Genomic DNA, 17,531 nt, shown 5'->3' with positions numbered 1-17,531 from the left:
GTCCGCGGACGTGGTGTCCGTCCACGTCGCACTCGGCAGACCGGTGTTCGGGGATGTTGCGTCGTCCTGTGCCGAATAGTGCTCCAGCATCGTGCCACCTCCTGCCCGCCCCCGGTCATCGCGGCCATGAGGGCGTGTGCGCCGGCGCGTCGAACCACTTGACCGTCTCCGGGTCCGCCCGCATGAGCGTGAGCGAGAAGCCGCGCATGTCCAGCGCGGTCACGAAGTCGCCCACCAGGACGCGTTCGAGGACCAGTTTCCACCGGTCCAGCCGCAGCGCGAGTTCCCGCGCCACGCCGTACAACTCCAGACGCGTCACCCCGCCGAGCCCGTTCACCAGGGCGACGATCGAGTCGCCGGCGTCCGGGTCCAGCGCGGCCAGCAGTTCCTCCGTCATCCGTGTGACCAGCTCGTCCAGCGCCGGCCGGGACTCCGTACGGCGGGCCCGCTCGCCGTGGATGCCGACCCCCCACTCGAGGTCGCCCTCGGCGAGGTCGAACGCGGTCCGTCCGGTGGCCGGGGTGCGGTGTGCGGCCGAGGCGACCGCGAGGCTGCGGCAGCGGCCCGCCAAGTCCGTTCCCAGTTCCGCGAGTTCCCGCAGCCCGAGTCCGGTGTCGGCGGCGGCCCCGAGGACCTTCTCGATCAGCACGGCGGCCCCGGTGCCCCGGCGGCCCGTGGCCGAGTCGGGCGAGTCCGACGCCAGATCGTCGTCGATCAGCACCCGGGCGCAGTCGATGCCCTCATGGGCCAGCCGCTCGGCCGCGATGCCGAAGTTGATCCTGTCCCCGGTGTAGTTCTTCACCAGGTGCAGGACGCCCGCGCCGCGCGACACGGCGCGGGAGGCGTCGAACACCTGGCGGTTGTGCGGCGAGGCCATCAACTGGCCGGGGCACACGGCGTCGAGCATGCCCGCGCCGAGGAAACCGAGGTGCAGCGGCTCGTGTCCGCAGCCACCGCCCGACACGATCGCCACGCGGCGGCCGGGAGCCGGGTTGCGGGCCCGGAAGAATCCGGCCTGTTCGTCGTGGACGACGAGGTCGGCGTGGACGCGGGCGAACCCGGCCAGTGCGTCGGGGACCATTCGGTCGATCGAGTTCGTGAAGTACACCACTGGCCGGCCTCCCAGACGTCCTCGGCCTCCCGGCGCCCCGGTGAACGGCAGCGGGTGGCCGGAAACCACGGTGGGTCGATCGGAGGCACGTCATCCGCGGACGCACGATCCCGAGATGCTGCCTCGTGTGTCTCCGGGTCTCACCTGCCTCACGGCTGTCGCCCTCGGATCCGTCTTCCGGCCATGCTGCGGCCGCCCGCCCGCGACGGCAAGTCGAACCGGCTCCCACCTGCCGCTACACGAACCGGGGCGCTCCCCCACGGCCCGGAGGGGGCCCGGCCGGGGGCACTGCGGCAGGCGGGTGACGACCGCCGCGTGCGCACGACCGTGCGAACGGCGTCAGGACCGCTGTGCGGCGATCAGCGCCCGGTACCAGTGGTAGCTGTCCTTCGGGACGCGTCGCTGGGTGTCGTAGTCCACCCGGACGATGCCGAACCGTTTGCCGTAGCCGTAGGCCCATTCGAAGTTGTCCAGCAGCGACCAGACGTAGTAGCCGCGCACGTCGACGCCCGCGTCCAGGGCCGCCCTCAGGGCGGTGAGGTGGTCGCGCAGATAGGCGATCCGGTCGTGGTCGTGCACCGTGCCGTCCGGGCCGGGCTCGTCGTGCTCGGCGGAGCCGTTCTCCGTCAGGTGGACCGGCGGCAGCGCGTCGCCGTACCGCTCCTTGAGGGCCACCAGCAGATCGGTGAGGCCGCCGGGGACGACCGGCCAGTCCATGGCGGTGTGCCGGGCGCCCTCCAGCCGTACCTCCGTGTACCGGTTGTCGGTCGCCGTGCGCCGCGCCGGGTCGGCTTCCCGGTGCGGGGCGTCGGCGACGACGATCGGCCGGTAGTAGTTGACGCCGAGGAAGTCCAGGGGCCGGCCGATCAGTTCGAGGTCGCCGTCGCGCCGGAAGTCCTGACCGGTGATCAGCTCGCCCCAGGTCTCCTCCTCGGTCCCGGGGTAGCGGCCCGCGAAGAGCGGCTCGGTCCACACCAGGTTGTGCTCGGTGTCGGCGCGGACGACGGCCGCCCGGTCGGCGGCGGAGCCGGTGGCGGGCAGGTTGCGGTCGAGGTTCAGGGTGATGCCCGCCTCGCGCACCCCGGCCGCCCGCAGCGCCTGGACCGCCAGCCCGTGTCCGACCAGCAGGTGGTGGGCGGCGGCGAGCGCGCCCCGGCCCTCGCGGGCGCCGGGGGCGTGGCGGCCGACCGAGTAGCCGAGGAAGGCGCTGCACCACGGCTCGTTCAGGGTGATCCAGCGCGGCACGCGGTCGGCGAGACGGCCGGCGACGGCCTGCGTGTAGTCGGCGAACCGCTCGGCGGTCTCCCTGACCCGCCAGCCGCCGCGGTCCTCCAGGGCCTGCGGCAGGTCCCAGTGGTAGAGCGTGACGGCCGGCTCGATGCCCGCCGCGAGCAGTTCGTCCACGAGCCGCGCGTAGAAGTCCAGCCCCTTCGGGTTCACGGGGCCCGTTCCGTCGGGCACGATCCGCGGCCAGGCGATCGAGAACCGGTAGGAGGTGACGCCCAACTCGCGCAGCAGCGCCACGTCCTCGCGGTAGCGGTGGTAGTGGTCGCAGGCGACGTCACCGGTGTCGCCGTTCGCGACCAGTCCGGGGGTGTGGCTGTAGGTGTCCCAGATCGACGGGCCGCGGCCGTCCTCGCGGACCGCGCCCTCGATCTGGTAGGACGCGGTGGCGGCGCCGAAGACGAATCCCTGAGGGAAGCGCGGGAAGTCGGTCATGTGCGGTCCTCCGAGGGTCACTTGACGGAACCGCCGGTGATGCCGGCGGCGATGTACTTCTGGGCGAGGACGAGCAGGACCGCGGCGGGGATCGCGGACAGCACGGCCGCCGCCATCACCGAGCCCCAGTCGCCGACGTGCGCGCCGATGTACTGGTAGATACCCAGCGTGACCGGTTTGACGTCGTCGGTGGTGTTGAGGGTGAGCGCGAACATGAAGTCGCTCCACGAGAACAGGAAGGCGAACAGGCCGGAGGTGATCAGGGAGTTGCGGCTCATCGGCAGCACCACCCGCACGAAGGTGCGCAGCCGTCCCGCCCCGTCCATCTCGGCCGCCTCGATGACCTCGCCGGGTATGGACTGCATGAACGAGCGCATCAGCACGATGGAGAAGGGGATGCCCAGGGAGGCGTCCGCGAGCATCAGGCCGAAGTAGGAGTTGACCAGGCCGAGGTCGACGTACGAGGTGTACAGGGCGTTGGCGATGACGATGCCCGGCACCATCTGGGTGATCAGGGTGCCGAATACGAGGGTGCGCGTGCCGCGCAGCCGGAACCGGGCCAGCCCGTAGGCGGCCGGGGCCGCGATCGCCAGGCAGACGACGACCGCGCCGAGCGAGACCAGCAGCGAGGTCAGCAGGTGCCCGCCCTGGTCGTCGAGCGCCTTGGAGAAGCCGGACAGGTCGAGTCCGTGCGGTACCGGGTCGACCTCCAGCAGCCCGGACTCGGGCTGGAGGGCGGTGTTGAGCATCCAGTACAGCGGGAACAGCATCACGGCCAGGACGAGCACACCGGCCACGGTGGAGCCCCAGCGGCGCTCGCGCTTTTGCGGCTTCGCGTTCTCGGCGGCCATGGCCGGTCACTTCCCCTCGGTGCGGTTGGCCCGCAGGTAGAGCACCGCGAAGACCGCGGAGATCAGGATCAGTACGTTGCCGACGACGGCGCCGGCCCCGAAGTCGAGCCGTACGAAGGAGTTCTGGTAGGTGAGCGTGCCCAGGGTCTGGGTGGCGTCGGCGGGGCCGCCGTCGGTGAGGGCGAGGATGAGGTCGAGGATCTTGACCGTCGACATGAAGCCCAGGACGAGGACGACCGTGATGACGGGACGGAGCGTCGGCAGGGTGATGGAGCGGAACGTCCGCCAGGCGGAGGCGCCGTCCAGGGCGGCGGCCTCGTACAGCTCGCGGGGGACCTCCTGCAGACCGCCGTACAGGATGACCATGTTGAACGGGATGCCGATCCAGATGTTGACCAGGATGACCGAGAGCAGGGCCAGGTGCGGACTGGTCAGCCATGGAGTGTGGCCGTCCAGGCCGAGGGTGTCCAGGAAGGAGTTCAGTACACCGGTGTCCTGGTCGAGGATGCGCCGCCACACGATCCCGGAGACCACCATGGGCACCAGCCACGGCAGCAGGACCAGCGACCGCAGGACACCGTTCAGCGGGAACCTGCGGGTGAAGAAGACGGCGAGGGCGAGGCCGGCGCAGAACTGGCCGAGCAGCGAGCCCGCGGTGAAGACGAGCGTGTGCCACAGCGCCTTGCCGAACAGGGCGTCCCGGAAGACCGTCGACCAGTTGTCGAAGCCGTTCAGGGGTGCCTCGCCGGTGAAGAACGTCTTCGGTGTGTAGTGCTGGAAGCTCATCACGGCGTTGCGGACGAGCGGGTAGCCGAAGAACAGCACCATGAAGAGGACGGCGGGGGCGACGAACCCCCACTGGGCGAGGCGGCGCCGGTGGCGGAGCCGGGCGGGGGCCGGTACGCCGGCCGTGGGCGCCGCGGTGCGCGCGGTGACGGTGGATGTGGTCATCTGCGTCTTCCTCAGTTCCCGCTCGTGGCCCGCTGCTGGGCGCGCTGGAGGGCGGCCCGGCTGGACTGGCCGGTCAGGGCGGCCTGGAAGGCGCTCTGCAGGGCGAGCGACACGCCAGGCCAGCCGGCGCCGAGCCGGGCCGTGCGGGAGCGGGCCGCGGCCACCTGGTCGGCCAGCGCGTCCAGTTCCGGCACCTGACGGCGCCACACGGCGGCGGCCCTCTCGTTCGCCGGGACCGTCCAGCTGTGGCGCGCGTAGGTCAGTTGCTCGCGTTCGCCCGACAGGCAGCCGACGATCCTCCCCGCCATCCGTTCCCGCCGTTCGTCGCCGGTGTCGGGGACGGTGAGCACCGCGCCGCCCAGCGGGGCCACGGAGTTCGCGCCGGTCCTCGGCACGGGGATCCGCGCGATGCCCCAGTGCAGGGACTTGTCGGTGTTCAGGGTCTCGACCTGCCAGGGCCCGTTGATCATCATCGCCGCGTTGCCCGCCATGAACTGGTCGTTGACGTCGGCCTGCGTCCAGCCCACCGTCGCCTTCGACAGCGAGCCGTCGTTCAGCAGGCCCTTCCAGTAGTCCAGCGCCTCGACCACCCTCGGCCCGTCGAGCCGGGTCTCGTCGCCGCCGTTGGACCACATGAACGGCGTGAACTGGAAGACGCCGTCCTCGGCGCCGCCCGCGCTGAGCGCGAGGCCGTACCGCTTGCCCCGGGTCAGCTTCCGCGCGCTCGCGCGCAGTTCCGCCCAGGTGGTGGGCACCTTCAGGCCCGCCTGGGCGAGGAGGTCCTTGTTGTAGAACAGCGCGAGGGTGTTCACCGACCGGGCGGCGCCGTAGTACGTCCCCTTGTACGAGCCGAAGTCGACGATCCCGCGCGGGACGCCGTCGGTGTCCAGTCCGAGCGCCCTGAGGTCGGTCAGCCCGCCGGCCTCGGCGAACACCGGCATCTCCGAGGCGTCGAACTGCACGATGTCGGGCAGCGACTTCGAGGACGCCATGCGCAGGGCCTTCGTCATCACCTGGGCCGCCGGGACGCTCTGCTGCTCGACGGTGACGCCGAGCCGCTTGCCGCAGCGGGCCATCGCCTCCGCGTCCCAGCGGTGGTACGTCTCGTCGGTCGAGGAGTTCAGCACGGTGTAGACGGAGCCGTCGCGCTGCCGGCCGCAGCCGGTCAGTGCCGCCCCGGCGACCAGGGCGCAGACCACTGCGAGGGGTATCACGGCCTCGCGGGGGCGTTTATTGAAGCGCTTCGACATAGGGCGGCCCTTGCTGTCGTACCGTCCGGCAGCGATGCCGGACGCCTTTGTTTATGGTGATGACTAATACGCCATGCGCGGGCCGCCGCGCCAGACCCGAGCACGTTCCCGTTCGGCGCGCAGCCCGGCGGAGGCCATCGAGTGATCCGCGAACACCGCTGTTCAGAAGGGATTTTCCGACGCGCGCACCTGCCGGGCCGGGAGATGTTCTGTGTACGATCGACCCGCCGGGCGGCGCCTTCGCGCCCTACTCGAACCACTCCAGCTCCCCCGAGGAAGAACATGAAGTTCACCAACGGCTTCTGGCGCGTCCGCGACGGCGTGCAGATCGCATACGCCACTCAGACACGTGACGTACGCCTGTCATCGAAGCGCTTCACCGCGTACGCGGCCGTGAAGAACGTGGCGCGGAGAGGGGACACGCTCAACGCGCCACTGCTCACGGTCGACTGCTTCTCCCCCGCCGAGGGCGTCATCGGTGTCCGGGTCACCCACCACGCCGGCGGGCTGCGGCCCGGACCGGACTTCGCCCTGCGCGAGGAGCCGGACGGCGCGGGACGGGTGCGCCGCGACGGCACGGTCACCGAGCTGACCAGCGGAGCGCTGACCCTGCGCCTGGACGAGGCGGCCCCGTGGGCGCTGGCGTTCACCGGCGCGGACGGGCGGGAGCTGACCCGGGCCGGCGCCAAGGGCACCGCCTTCGCCACCACCGACGACGGCGCCCACCACGTCCTCGCCCAGCTCGCGCTCGGCGTGGGCGAGCAGGTCTACGGCCTCGGCGAGCGCTTCACCCCGTTCGTGAAGAACGGCCAGGTGGTGGACATCTGGCAGGCCGACGGCGGCACCAGCAGCGAACAGGCCTACAAGAACATCCCGTTCTACCTCTCCTCGCGCGGCTACGGCGTGTTCGTCAACCACCCCGGCAAGGTCTCCTTCGAGGTCGGCTCGGAGTCCGTCGGGCAGGTCCAGTTCAGCGTCGAGGACCAGAGCATCGAGTACTACGTGATCGCCGGCCCCACCCCGAAGGAGGTGCTCGCCCGCTACACCGCGCTGACCGGCCGCCCGGCGCTGCCGCCCGCCTGGTCCTTCGGCCTGTGGCTGTCCACGTCGTTCACCACCGACTACGACGAGGCGACGGTGATGTCCTTCGTGGACGGCATGGCCGAGCGCGGCATCCCGCTGTCGGTCTTCCACTTCGACTGCTTCTGGATGCGCGAGTACCAGTGGTGCGACTTCGAGTGGGACCCCGCGGTCTTCCCCGACCCGGAGGGCATGCTGGCCCGGCTGAAGGAGAAGGGCCTGCGGATCAGCGCGTGGATCAACCCGTACATCGCGCAGAAGTCCCCGCTGTTCGAGGAGGCGGCGGCCCTCGGCCATCTCGTGCGCCGCCCGGACGGCGACGTCTGGCAGTGGGACCTGTGGCAGGCCGGCATGGGCCTGGTCGACTTCACCAGCCCGGGCGCCCGCGCCTGGTTCCAGGCGAAGCTCAGGACGCTGCTCGACCAGGGCGTCGACTGCTTCAAGACCGACTTCGGCGAGCGCGTGCCCACCGATGTCGTCTGGCACGACGGCTCCGATCCGGAGCGGATGCACAACTACTACACCCACCTGTACAACCGGACCGTCTTCGACCTCCTGCTCAAGGAGCGGGGCGAGGGCGAGGCAGTCCTCTTCGCCCGCTCGGCGACCGCGGGCGGCCAGCAGTACCCGGTGCACTGGGGCGGCGACTGCTGGGCGTCCTTCGAGGCGATGGCGGAGTCCCTGCGCGGCGGGCTGTCCCTGTCGCTGAGCGGCTTCGGGTTCTGGAGCCACGACATCGGCGGCTTCGAGGGCACTCCCGACCCGGCGGTGTTCAAGCGCTGGCTGGCCTTCGGCCTGCTCTCCTCGCACAGCCGGCTGCACGGCTCCACGTCGTACCGGGTGCCGTGGCACTTCGGCGAGGAGGCGGTGGCGGTCGCCCGGCGGTTCACGCTCCTCAAGCACCGTCTCATGCCCTACCTCTACGGCGCGGCGGCCGAGGCCCACCGCACCGGTGTGCCGATGATGCGCCCGATGGTCCTGGAGTTCCCGCACGACGCGGCGTGCCGCCCGCTGGACCGCCAGTACATGCTGGGTCCCGATCTGCTGGTGGCCCCGGTGTTCACGGAGGACGGCGAGGTCGAGGTCTACCTCCCCGAGGGCACCTGGACCCACCTGCTGTCCGGCGAGCGGATCACCGGCCCGGCCTGGCGCACCGAGCGGCACGCCTACGACAGCCTGCCGCTGTACGTCCGCGAGGGCGCCGTCCTGCCGCTGGCCGCCGACGAGGGCCGCCCGGACGGCGACTGGCTGGACTCCCCCACCCTGCTGGTCCACCCCTCGTCCGCGCCGGACTACACCGCCGAGGTCACGGTGCCCGGTCCGACGGGCACCCCCGCCGCGGCCTTCACCGTCCGCCGCGAGGGCACCCGGTTGCGGGTCACCGCGCGCGGCACCGGCCGTCCGTTCACCGTCCGCGTCGCGGCGGACGGCGCGAGCGCGACCGGCTCGGGCGAGGTGGTCGTCCCCCTGGACTGAGCGGGACGGCCCCCGGGTGATGCGGGGAAACGGCCGGCGGGGTCCGGCTAGTCTGTCCGGGCAGGCAGGCCCGGCAGCCGGACATGGGGGAACGCGATGACCGCCGTCCCGAAGAACACCGCGCGGCGCGTCGCGGTGCCCGTCACCACCGACCGGCTCGTGCTGCGGCTGTTCACACCCGCCGATGCCGAGGACCGGTACGCGTACCAGCGCCTGCCTGAGGTGGCGCGCTACCTGTACCGCCCGCCGCTCACCCGCGAGGGGTGTGCCGAGTCCATCGCGGCCCGGGCGGAGGGCACCGGCTGGCGGGCCGACGGCGACACACTGCTGCTGGCCGTGTGCCGGGCGGACGAGCCCGGTGTCGTCGGCGAGGTGGTCCTGACCCTGACGAGCGCGCACGCCCGGCAGGCCGAGATCGGCTGGGTCTTCGACCCCCGGCACGCCGGGCGGGGATACGCCACCGAGGCGGCGGCCGCACTGGTCGCGCTGGCCTTCGGGCACCTGGGTGTCCACCGGGTCTACGCCCGGCTCGACGCCCTCAACACGGCGTCGGCGAAGGTGTGCGAACGTCTCGGGATGCGCCGGGAGGCGCATCTGGTCGAGAGCGACCTCGACGGGGACCGCTGGGGCAGCGAGTACGTCTACGCGATGCTCGCCCGGGAGTGGAGGGGCTGAACTACGGCCGGGTCCGGCGGGCTCAGCCCGTCGCCGTGGCCCGGTCCAGCGCGTCGCGCAGCCAGGCGTCGGCCGCGCCGAGGGTGAGACCGGGGGTGAGTTGGCCCGCCAGGTGCCAGTAGCGGCGCATCACCGGGTGGTCCGCCGCGGCGAGACGGGCCGCGAGGGCGCGGCGGAAGGCGGGACCGTCCCGGGTGCCGGCGGCCCGCGCGTAGGCGGCGGCATAGCAGTCCAGGGCCTCGCCGGGGCCCGGGGCGCGGCCCGCCCGTACGGCGGCCTCCACCAGTCGGTATGCCTCGTGCAGGCCGTCGTAGAGCAGGTTCGGGTGTGCCTCGGTGAGGGGCCGGTGGGAGGCGAGGCAGTGCTCGGTGGCGGCCGTGGCCAGCGCGTGCACGCGGGCGAAGGCGAGGACCTGGTCCGTGGTGGGGTCCGCGGGCGGGCGGGGTACGGCCGCCTCGGTGATCGCGGCCCGGAGCCGGGTGGAGAGGCGGGCGGGCAGCAGCCGGCGCCAGTAGTGGGCGATGGCGGAGGTGTCGGGCGGGGCGCCGACCGACCCGATCAGCTCCAGGCGCTCCGCCAGCTGCCCCGGCTCGCTCTCCTGGAGCGCCCGCAGGGCGGCCTCCCGCCAGCGCAGGGCGGCCAGTTGGCCGCCGATGTCGTCCAGCCGGCGTGCCACGACGCCTTCCAGGCCGGCGCCTGCGTCCAGGACGCGCCTGATCTCCGGGACGGGCACGTCGAGGGCGCGCAGTGACCGGATCGTGCGCAGCCGGGCCAGGGCGTCCGGTCCGTAGCGCCGGTGGCCGCCGCTGCTGCGGGCCGCCTCGGGGAGCAGGCCCTGGTCGGAATAGAAGCGGATGGTCTTGACCGTGGTGCGGGCCCGCGCGGCCAGCTCGCCGATGCTCAGTGTGCCGTCCGGTGACACCAGTTGAACCTCCCTCAGGGGGAGTTCCTACGTTACCCGGGACTCACCTACTGTCTGGAGGCGCTGATGTCTGCGTTTGTCCTGGTCTCGGGCCCGTTCACCAACGGGCGGATCTGGAGTGCGGTGGCCGGCCGGCTGCGGCGGACGGGCGCCGGGGCGTACCCGGTGGACCTCAGTACGCGGCCCGGGGCGGACCTGGAGACGCACATCGAGGACGTGGTCCGGCTGATCGACTCCCTCGACGTGCCGCGGGTGGTGCTGGTCGGGCACGACTACGCCATCCACCCGGTGCTGGGCGCGGCCGACCGGCGCCCGGACCGGGTCGCCCGCGTCGTCCACCTGGACGCCGGTCTGCCGCAGCCCGGTGACCCGGCGCTGGCCCTCGTCCCGGATCCGGAGGTGCGCCGGCTCCTGGAGGAGGGTGACGACCCGCGACCGGTGCCGCCGCCGGGGCCGGCCGACTGGCATCGCTGGGGCAGCACCGAGGGGCTTGACGCGGACCGGTTGGAGTTCCTGAGCGGGCTGGCCGTCGCCCAGCCGCCGCGCACGCTCACCCAGCCGCTGCGGCTGACCGGCGCGGCGGCCGACGTGCCGGTCAGCGCCGTCCTGTGCACGGCCGGAGGGGTGACCATCGAGGGGATCCAGGCGCTGGTGCGCGTCGGGCCGCCGCAACTGCGCAAGCTGGCCGATCCGCGGGTGGGCTTCTTCGAGCTGGCCACCGGGCACTGGCCGATGCTGTCCTGCCCGGACGACCTGGCCGAGGTACTGCGGAGCGCCGCCGCGGACGAGGGCCACCGGCTGACCCCGCCCGAGGGCGAGGGCGAGGACGAGTCGTCGTTCCTGCGCCCCTTCCCGCTGGACGTCCCGGAGCGGCCGCGGGTCCGCACCGGCCGCGTGGACCTGCACCTGCCGGAAGCGGGGGACGCGCACGGGCCCCGGCCGGCGGTGCTGTTCGTGCACGGCGGCCCCCTGGCACCCGACGTCACCCCGACGCCCCGTGACTGGCCGGTCTACCTCGGCTACGCCCGTCTCGCGGCGAGCCTGGGCGCGGTGGGCGCCGTCGTGGAGCACCGCCTGCACGGCCTCGCCGACTACGCGCGGGCCGCGGACGACGTGACCGAGGCCGTCGCACTGCTGCGGGCGGATCCGCGCGTGGATCCGGAGCGGATCGCCCTGTGGTTCTTCTCCGGGGCCGGGCTGCTCGCCGCGGACTGGCTCACCGCCCCGCCGCGGTGGCTGCGCTGCCTGGCCCTGACCTATCCCGTCCTGGCCCCGCTGCCCGGCTGGGACACCGTCTCCCCCCGCTTCCGCCCCGTCGAGGCGCTCCCGGCCGACGGACGGCGGCTGCCCCCGCTCCTGCTCATCCGGGCGGGCCTGGAGATCCCGCAGATCGCCGCCACGGTCGAGCGCTTCCTGGACACGGCGGAGGAGGCCAAGGCCCCGGTCGGGATCGTCGACGTACCGCACGGAGCCCACGGATTCGAGCTGCACGGCCCGACGGACGAGACCCGCGAGGCGGTGACCCGCGCCGCGCGTACGGTGCTCGCCCACCTGGGGATCTGACACCGGAACGCCCCGGCGGAGGGGTCCGGGCGGAGGTGGCGTATTACGCGGGCACCCCCGAGGACGGCCCGTCGACGGGCTCGCCCGGTCCGCTGCCACCGGTCTCCGGCGGGCCCGGCCTGCTCGTCGCCGGGGACGGGACGGCCGGCGCGAGCGGGGCGCGGCGGCGTTCGGGGAGTGCGCCGGCGGCCGCCGGGGGCGGTGGCCCGGCGGCGGCGCCGTGACCGCGGGCCCGGTGCCGGCCCCGGATCCGGGCGCCGGGTGCCGTGCCATGACTCACACCGGTTCGGGCTGCGGCTCCGGCCGGGGCGCCGGCGCGATCTTCGGTTCCCACCGGGTGGTGGTCCGCAGGTAGCCGTAGATCACCGAGAGCATCGCCAGGATGACGAGCGGCCCGAACAGCCACGGCAGTCTCGCCATGTCCATGGGCAGATAGCGGTACGCCAGCAGGAGCGCCACGAAGACCGCCGTGCCGTGGACGACCAGCTGGGTCCCGGACCGGTCCCAGCCCCGTGCCAGGGAGCGCAGCGCGGCCTCGATCGTGAGCGTGAACACCACGCCGGCCACGATGTCGGCGCCGTAGTGGTAACCGAAGCCCAGGGTCGCGGCGAGCGTCGCGACCAGCCAGAACGTGCCTCCGTACCGCAGGGCCCGCGGACCCTTGCGGGAGTGGATGAAAATGGCGGTGGCCCAGGCCGTGTGCAGGCTGGGCATGCAGTTGCGGGGGGTGATCCCGTCGTACAGCATCGGGTGCGGTGTGGTGACCGGCGTCGGCGTGTGCGGCCACAGGTTGGCCGCCGCCCACTCCAGGCCGCCGGTGCCGGAGGCGCCCGGGCCGTAGGCGAAGATCGGCCCGACCACCGGGAAGATCATGTAGATGCCCGGTCCGAGGAGGCCGATCACGAGGAAGGTCCGCACCAGATGGTGGCGTGGGAAGCGGCGCTCGGCGGCCACGTTGCGCAGCTGGTAGAGCGCGACGACGACGGCGGCCACCGCGAGCTGCGCGTAGACGTAGTCGAGCAGGTGCGTGCCGACCGGGCCGCTGGCGTTCACCAGCCGGCCCACCAGCCACGACGGGTTGCCCAGCGCGTGGTCGGCGGTCGCCACGTACTGGTCGAGCACCATCGGGTGCGCCTTCGACGTGATGACCAGCCAGGTGTCACCGGTCTTGCGGCCGGCCATGAGCAGCAGGCCGAGGCCGACGCCCTTCAGCAGAAGGGCGCGCTCCTGCCCGGTGCGGCGCACGACGGCGAACACCGCGCAGCCCAGGAGCACCCACAGCGCGCCGTTGCCGAAGGGGTGGCCCCCGGTCATCCTGAGATCGAACACCCACCGCACCAGCAGGAACACGACGTCGATGCCGAGCGCGATGCCGAAGGCCACGAGCCGCTGCCGCCAGGTGAGCACCACCATCATCAGGCCCATGCTGGCGTACAGCAGGAAGCCTGATTTGGGCGGGAGCACCAGCTCCCGGGCCTCGGTGGTGAGCGGTCCCCGCAGACCGTAGTGACGTGCGGTGATCTCCAGTACGATCATGAAACCGAGGGTCGCCACAGCCGCCGCGGTCCAGAGGATCGCCCGTGACCGACGCCCCGCCGCGTCCCCGGTTCCGTCCTTTATTCGGGTAAGCACCCTTGTTGGTATAGGTATCAATTGTTTGGCCGATTTGTTAGTTGTTGTCTATTTAGATGACTCTTCGCGCCGGACAGTGCGGTTTTCCGGTGTATGACGGGCGATGGGTGCGCTCGTCATGAGTTCGATCATGCTAGCCGAGTGGTGCGGCACGGGTTCGCCTCTTACAGGCAGCACGAAGATCGCCCTCGCGGGCAATACGGAACTCGGTCACTCGCGCGGCCCCGACGGTATTCTCGCCGCCCCGCGCGGCGCTTCCCGCCGGGGGGAGCCCGGCGTCGCAGCCGGGCCGACGTGCCGGGTCGGCGGCGGACGGACCTCACGCCCGGCCGTACGCGTACGACGCTTCGCGGAGGGAAGCGTCGGCGGGCGGCCCGGGCCGCCGGTGACGGCGGGGGACGGGCATTGACCTCAAGGGCGCTTGAGGTACCAGAGTCGCATCCCATGACACGCCTCTTGGATCTGCGGCATCCTTCCGCCGGAACGACGTTGATGAGCGAGTGGCTCACCGGCACCGCCGAACGGTCGCGTACGGCCGTCGACGCCGTGCGCGAGCAGTGGGCGACGGCGCCGGCGCCTCCCGGGCGGCTCGCGCAGCACGTCTTCCTGTCCCTGGACGGCACCGGCCTCCTCTTCTACGCACAGTGGACCAGTGACGAGGATCACCTCGCCTGGGCCCGCGCCCGGCGCGCCGGACTCGTCGACCGCGTCGACACGCGCGTGCCCGGCATCGAGCGCCCCGGACTGACCCGGACACGCCTGGTCCGCAGTGCCGTCCACGACGCGGAACGACCGGCCGGCCTGTTCGCCGTGAGCACGATGCCGGCCGCCGACGCGGAGACCGCGCTCTCTCCGGCACCGGGCCTGCTCGCGGCGCACCTCCACGTGACGCCCGACGGCGAGCGCGCCGTCGTCGTCACGGAATGGACCGACGCCGCCGCGGCGGGCGACACCGGCGCCAAGCGGTACACGCACTGCCACACGTTCGTGGACGAACGCTCCGCACCCGCGACCGCCACCGCCGCCACACCGCACCCGGAGGCAGGGCGCCGATCAGCCGTGTGAACAGCGCTGCGGGTCACGACACCCGGGCGGTGCGGGTGAGGGCGTCGGGGATCAGGGCGAAGGTCCGCGCGACCAGGCGCGTCAGGCCGTCACGGCCTCCCCGGCCGCCCTGGGCCGTCCAGTGCAGGCACACCGTGTGCCAGGCGGCGACGAAGATCTCCACGGTGAGGCGGAGGCACAACGCGTCCTCGTCGGCGCCGGAGCGGCCGGCCAGCGTCTCGACGATGGCGGTGGTGGTGTCCTCGCAGTACCCCAGGCCGTGCGACCGCAGCACGGGAACGGACTCCGACAGCTCCCGGGTGGCCAGGAACCGGCGGTCCCAGTCCGGCTCCATGGCCTCGAGGGTGGCTTCCAGGGCCACCCGGAGAACGCCGAGCAGCGGGCCGTCCAGCCGTGCGGCGGCCACCCGGTCCAGGTACGCCGACCACAACTCGCTGTCGGCGGCGAGCGCGACGTCCTCCTTGGAGCGGTAGTTCCGGAAGAAGGTGCGCTTGGACGCCTCCACCGCGTCGCACAGGTCGTCGAGCGTGGTGGTGTCGTAACCGCGTTCGGTGAACAGGCGGAGCGCGGTCTCGGCCAGGGCTCGGCGCGTGCGCAGCTTCTTCCGTTCCCGCAGCGGCAGTTCGCGCAGATCGTCACTCACGAACCCGGACCCTACCACCCGGGCGCGGTTGCCCTTTGACAGCTAATGCCACTCAGTGGCACTGTCGCCCAAGTGGCCGTTCTCCGGCCGCCCTTGGCCGTCTCCTGGAGGAGCCCTCACCGTGGCTACCGTTTCCCCGGGCCGCTCGCGTCCGGCGATCACGCTGGCAGTGGTCCTGCTCGCCTTCGTCACCGTGCCCATGTCCATCTCCGGAGCGGCCGTCGCGCTGCCCGGCATCGGCGAGGACCTGCGTACGGCGGGCGCGCCCTTGCAGTGGGTCATGAACGCCTACAACCTGACGTTCGCCTCGTTCATGCTGGTCGCCGGGTCCGCGGCCGATCTGTTCGGGCGCCGGCGGGCCTTCGCCACGGGCGCGGCGGTGTTCGCCGCCGGTTCGCTCGCCGCGGTGGTCGCACCCGGCATCGTGCTGCTGGACCTCGCCCGCGCCCTGTCGGGCATCGGCGCGGCGGGCGTGTTCGCCAGCGGTGGCGCGATCCTGGCCACGGCCTTCGACGGGGCCGCCCGCACCCGGGCCTTCGCCGCTCTCGGCAGCGCCGCCGGTCTCGGCCTGGCGGCGGGACCGACCCTGTCGGGCTGGCTGGTCGGCGCGCTCGGCTGGCGTGCCACGTTCGGGCTGCACGCGGCGCTGGTGGCCGTGGCGCTGACCGGCGTCGGCCTGGTCGCCGAGTCCCGTGCCGCGCGGCGGCCCCGGCTGGACGCGACCGGCGCGCTGGTGTTCGTCGCGGGCCTCGGCCTGCTCGTGCTGGGCGCGGTCCAGGGCCCGGAGTGGGGGTGGGCGAGCCCGGGTGTGCCGGCGCTGCTCGTCGCCGGCGCGGGTCTGCTGGTGCTCTTCGTCGTCCTGCAGTCGCGTTCCACGGCCCCCGTCCTCGATCTGACACTGGTGCGCAACCGCCGGTTCTTCGCGCTGTGCATGGTGCCGGTGGTGTCGACGTTCGGCTTCGTCACGCTGCTGACGTACCTGCCCACCTATCTCGTGGGGGCGAGCGGCTTCTCCCCCCAGCGCGCCGGAACGGTACTGCTGCTGATGACCGCACCGGTGCTGCTGGCCCCGCCGCTGTCCGGCGCCCTGGTCAACCGGGGTGTGTCACCCCGCACGCTGATCACGGTCTCCTTGCTGATGTTCGCGGGCGGCAACGCGTGGCTCACCGTGCTCGCTCCCGGCAGTTCCCCCGCGGTGATCGCCGGTCCACTGCTGACGACGGGGCTGGGCGCGGGGATCTCGTTCGGCGTGGGCGACGGTACGGCGATGAGCCTCGTCGAGCCCGAACGCGCCGGTATGGCGACGGGGTTCCTCAACACCATGCGCATCGGCAGCGAAGCCATCGTCATCGCCGTGTACGGCGCGGTCCTGGTCAGCCTCATCGACACCCGCGTCGGATCCCGGGAACTGGCCGCGAAGGTCGCCGCGGGGGACCTGTCCGGCAGCGCCTCGGGCGCGCTGGCCGACGGCTTCACCGACGCCCTGCACATCGCGCTGTACGGCACCGCCGCCGTGTGCGCGATCGGCGCGGTGGCCATCTGCGCCGCCCTGGCCCCACCGCGCCGGAACACCACGGCGGCGCCGCTCGCCGCCGAGGACGTCCGGCAGCGCACGGAGGCCGGGTGAGGGGGCCCCGGAAGGATCCCGCGCCGGGATCCTTCCGCCGGCAGGGCCCGCGCACGCGGCCGGGGCGCTCAGTCGAGGCAGAACTCGTTGCCCTCGACGTCCTGCATCACGATGCAGGAGTCAGTGCCGTCGTACAGGAGTCGCACGCGGGTCGCGCCGAGCGGGAGCAGCCGCGCGCACTCGGCCTCGAGCGCGGCCAGACGCTCTTCACCCACGAGCCCGGTGCCGACGCGCACGCACAGGTGCACCCGGTTCTTGACGATCTTCTCTTCGGGTACGCGCTGGAAAAAGAGTCGCGGGCCCACACCCGAGGGGTCGGTGCACGCCCACCAGGAACCCTGATCCTCGGGCGGCCGGGAGCGGTCGTACTCCTCCCAGCTGGCGAACCCCTTCGGGGCCGATACGACATACCCCAACACCTCGCACCAGAAACGAGCGACGCGCTCCGGTTCCGCGCAGTCGAAGGTGACTTGGAACTGCCTGATCGTTGACATCGGCGCACCATAGCAAAGGGACTTTGCCGCTCATCTCCCCTCGCCGGCCCTCCCCCTCAGTCCCGCACCCCGGTGTTCTGGCACGCGTGCAGCAGCCATCTCCCGTCGTCCTGCTTGGTCATGACGTACAGCGGGGTGCCCTCCGAGCCGCCGTCCGCTGCCGAGTGGTAGACCTGGCGCACCTTGACAGCCGCCACGTCGGGGCGCAGGAACCGGGTGTGGACCACCTCGTAGGTGACCTCGCCGTCCCAGTCGGCACGGGGCAGCACGGCGCGGGTGAAGTCGGCGATGGCGTCGAGGCCGAAGAGGACCTTGCCGTGGGCGGTCGTCCAGAATGCCTCCGGATGGAACAGCGCGAGGAAACCCTCGACGTCCTTGGCACGTTGGGCACGCTCGACGCCGGCCACCACCTGCCGGACGGCCTCGGCGTCCGCGGTTTCGATGTTCATGCGGTCCACCCTGTGACCTCAAG

General features: G+C 72.5%; 15 protein-coding genes. 5 read left to right on the top strand and 10 right to left on the bottom strand.

Annotated features, from left to right (window positions below; genetic code table 11):
* Positions 1-115: 115 nt before the first annotated feature.
* The 5 genes from ACZ63H_RS19825 to ACZ63H_RS19805 all read right to left on the bottom strand — a co-directional run bounded on the left by ACZ63H_RS19825 (position 116) and on the right by ACZ63H_RS19805 (position 5,882).
* Complete coding sequence (locus ACZ63H_RS19825; protein WP_469866700.1) at positions 116-1,081, bottom strand: dihydroxyacetone kinase subunit DhaK; 966 nt, start codon at positions 1,079-1,081, stop codon at positions 116-118.
* A 369-nt stretch (positions 1,082-1,450) separates the two neighbouring features.
* On the bottom strand, positions 1,451-2,830 hold the full coding sequence (locus ACZ63H_RS19820; RefSeq protein WP_469866699.1) for a GH1 family beta-glucosidase: 1,380 nt from the start codon (positions 2,828-2,830) through the stop codon (positions 1,451-1,453).
* Positions 2,831-2,847: 17 nt separating this feature from the next.
* On the bottom strand, positions 2,848-3,681 hold the full coding sequence (locus ACZ63H_RS19815) for a carbohydrate ABC transporter permease (RefSeq protein WP_469866697.1): 834 nt from the start codon (positions 3,679-3,681) through the stop codon (positions 2,848-2,850).
* A 6-nt stretch (positions 3,682-3,687) separates the two neighbouring features.
* A complete protein-coding gene (locus tag ACZ63H_RS19810) occupies positions 3,688-4,632 on the bottom strand; it encodes a carbohydrate ABC transporter permease (protein ID WP_469866695.1) in 945 nt (314 codons plus the stop codon).
* An 11-nt stretch (positions 4,633-4,643) separates the two neighbouring features.
* Positions 4,644-5,882, bottom strand: coding sequence for an ABC transporter substrate-binding protein (locus ACZ63H_RS19805; RefSeq protein WP_469866693.1), 1,239 nt, complete (start codon positions 5,880-5,882; stop codon positions 4,644-4,646).
* A 282-nt stretch (positions 5,883-6,164) separates the two neighbouring features.
* Here ACZ63H_RS19805 and yicI point away from each other — a divergent pair, with 282 nt between their 5' ends.
* Positions 6,165-8,438, top strand: coding sequence for an alpha-xylosidase (gene yicI, locus ACZ63H_RS19800; protein ID WP_469866691.1), 2,274 nt, complete (start codon positions 6,165-6,167; stop codon positions 8,436-8,438).
* 96 nt (positions 8,439-8,534) lie between these two features.
* A complete protein-coding gene (locus tag ACZ63H_RS19795; protein ID WP_469866689.1) occupies positions 8,535-9,113 on the top strand; it encodes a GNAT family N-acetyltransferase in 579 nt (192 codons plus the stop codon).
* 22 nt (positions 9,114-9,135) lie between these two features.
* On the opposite strand, the gene ACZ63H_RS19790 is transcribed toward ACZ63H_RS19795, so the two are convergent.
* Positions 9,136-10,035 carry a helix-turn-helix domain-containing protein gene (locus ACZ63H_RS19790; RefSeq protein ID WP_469866687.1) on the bottom strand — a complete coding sequence of 300 codons (900 nt, stop codon included), beginning with the start codon at positions 10,033-10,035 and terminating at the stop codon, positions 9,136-9,138.
* 66 nt (positions 10,036-10,101) lie between these two features.
* On the opposite strand from ACZ63H_RS19790, the gene ACZ63H_RS19785 reads away from it, so the two are divergent.
* Positions 10,102-11,598, top strand: a complete 1,497-nt coding sequence (locus tag ACZ63H_RS19785; protein WP_469866685.1) for an alpha/beta hydrolase — start codon at positions 10,102-10,104, stop codon at positions 11,596-11,598.
* Positions 11,599-11,874: 276 nt separating this feature from the next.
* Here the strand turns inward: ACZ63H_RS19785 and ACZ63H_RS19780 are convergent, their stop codons facing one another.
* Complete coding sequence (locus ACZ63H_RS19780) at positions 11,875-13,251, bottom strand: phosphatase PAP2 family protein (RefSeq protein ID WP_469866683.1); 1,377 nt, start codon at positions 13,249-13,251, stop codon at positions 11,875-11,877.
* Between the two features lie 471 nt (positions 13,252-13,722).
* Between ACZ63H_RS19780 and ACZ63H_RS19775 the strand changes: the two genes are divergently transcribed.
* Positions 13,723-14,295 (top strand): hypothetical protein, encoded by a 573-nt coding sequence (locus tag ACZ63H_RS19775; protein ID WP_469866681.1) that lies wholly within the window; start codon positions 13,723-13,725, stop codon positions 14,293-14,295.
* A 13-nt stretch (positions 14,296-14,308) separates the two neighbouring features.
* Here ACZ63H_RS19775 and ACZ63H_RS19770 read toward each other — a convergent pair whose 3' ends face one another.
* Positions 14,309-14,938, bottom strand: a complete 630-nt coding sequence (locus ACZ63H_RS19770; protein ID WP_469866679.1) for a TetR/AcrR family transcriptional regulator — start codon at positions 14,936-14,938, stop codon at positions 14,309-14,311.
* A 121-nt stretch (positions 14,939-15,059) separates the two neighbouring features.
* Between ACZ63H_RS19770 and ACZ63H_RS19765 the strand changes: the two genes are divergently transcribed.
* A complete protein-coding gene (locus tag ACZ63H_RS19765; protein WP_469866677.1) occupies positions 15,060-16,565 on the top strand; it encodes an MFS transporter in 1,506 nt (501 codons plus the stop codon).
* Between the two features lie 68 nt (positions 16,566-16,633).
* Here the strand turns inward: ACZ63H_RS19765 and ACZ63H_RS19760 are convergent, their stop codons facing one another.
* Together ACZ63H_RS19760 and ACZ63H_RS19755 are read right to left on the bottom strand one after the other, a co-directional pair.
* Positions 16,634-17,059 (bottom strand): VOC family protein, encoded by a 426-nt coding sequence (locus tag ACZ63H_RS19760; protein WP_469866675.1) that lies wholly within the window; start codon positions 17,057-17,059, stop codon positions 16,634-16,636.
* Positions 17,060-17,115: 56 nt separating this feature from the next.
* On the bottom strand, positions 17,116-17,508 hold the full coding sequence (locus tag ACZ63H_RS19755) for an SgcJ/EcaC family oxidoreductase (RefSeq protein WP_469866673.1): 393 nt from the start codon (positions 17,506-17,508) through the stop codon (positions 17,116-17,118).
* Positions 17,509-17,531: the final 23 nt, after the last annotated feature.

Source organism: Streptomyces sp. NPDC104831, assembly GCF_055583025.1.
Note: the sequence above shows the minus strand (reverse complement) of the source record. Positions and strands in the feature narration are given on the sequence as shown.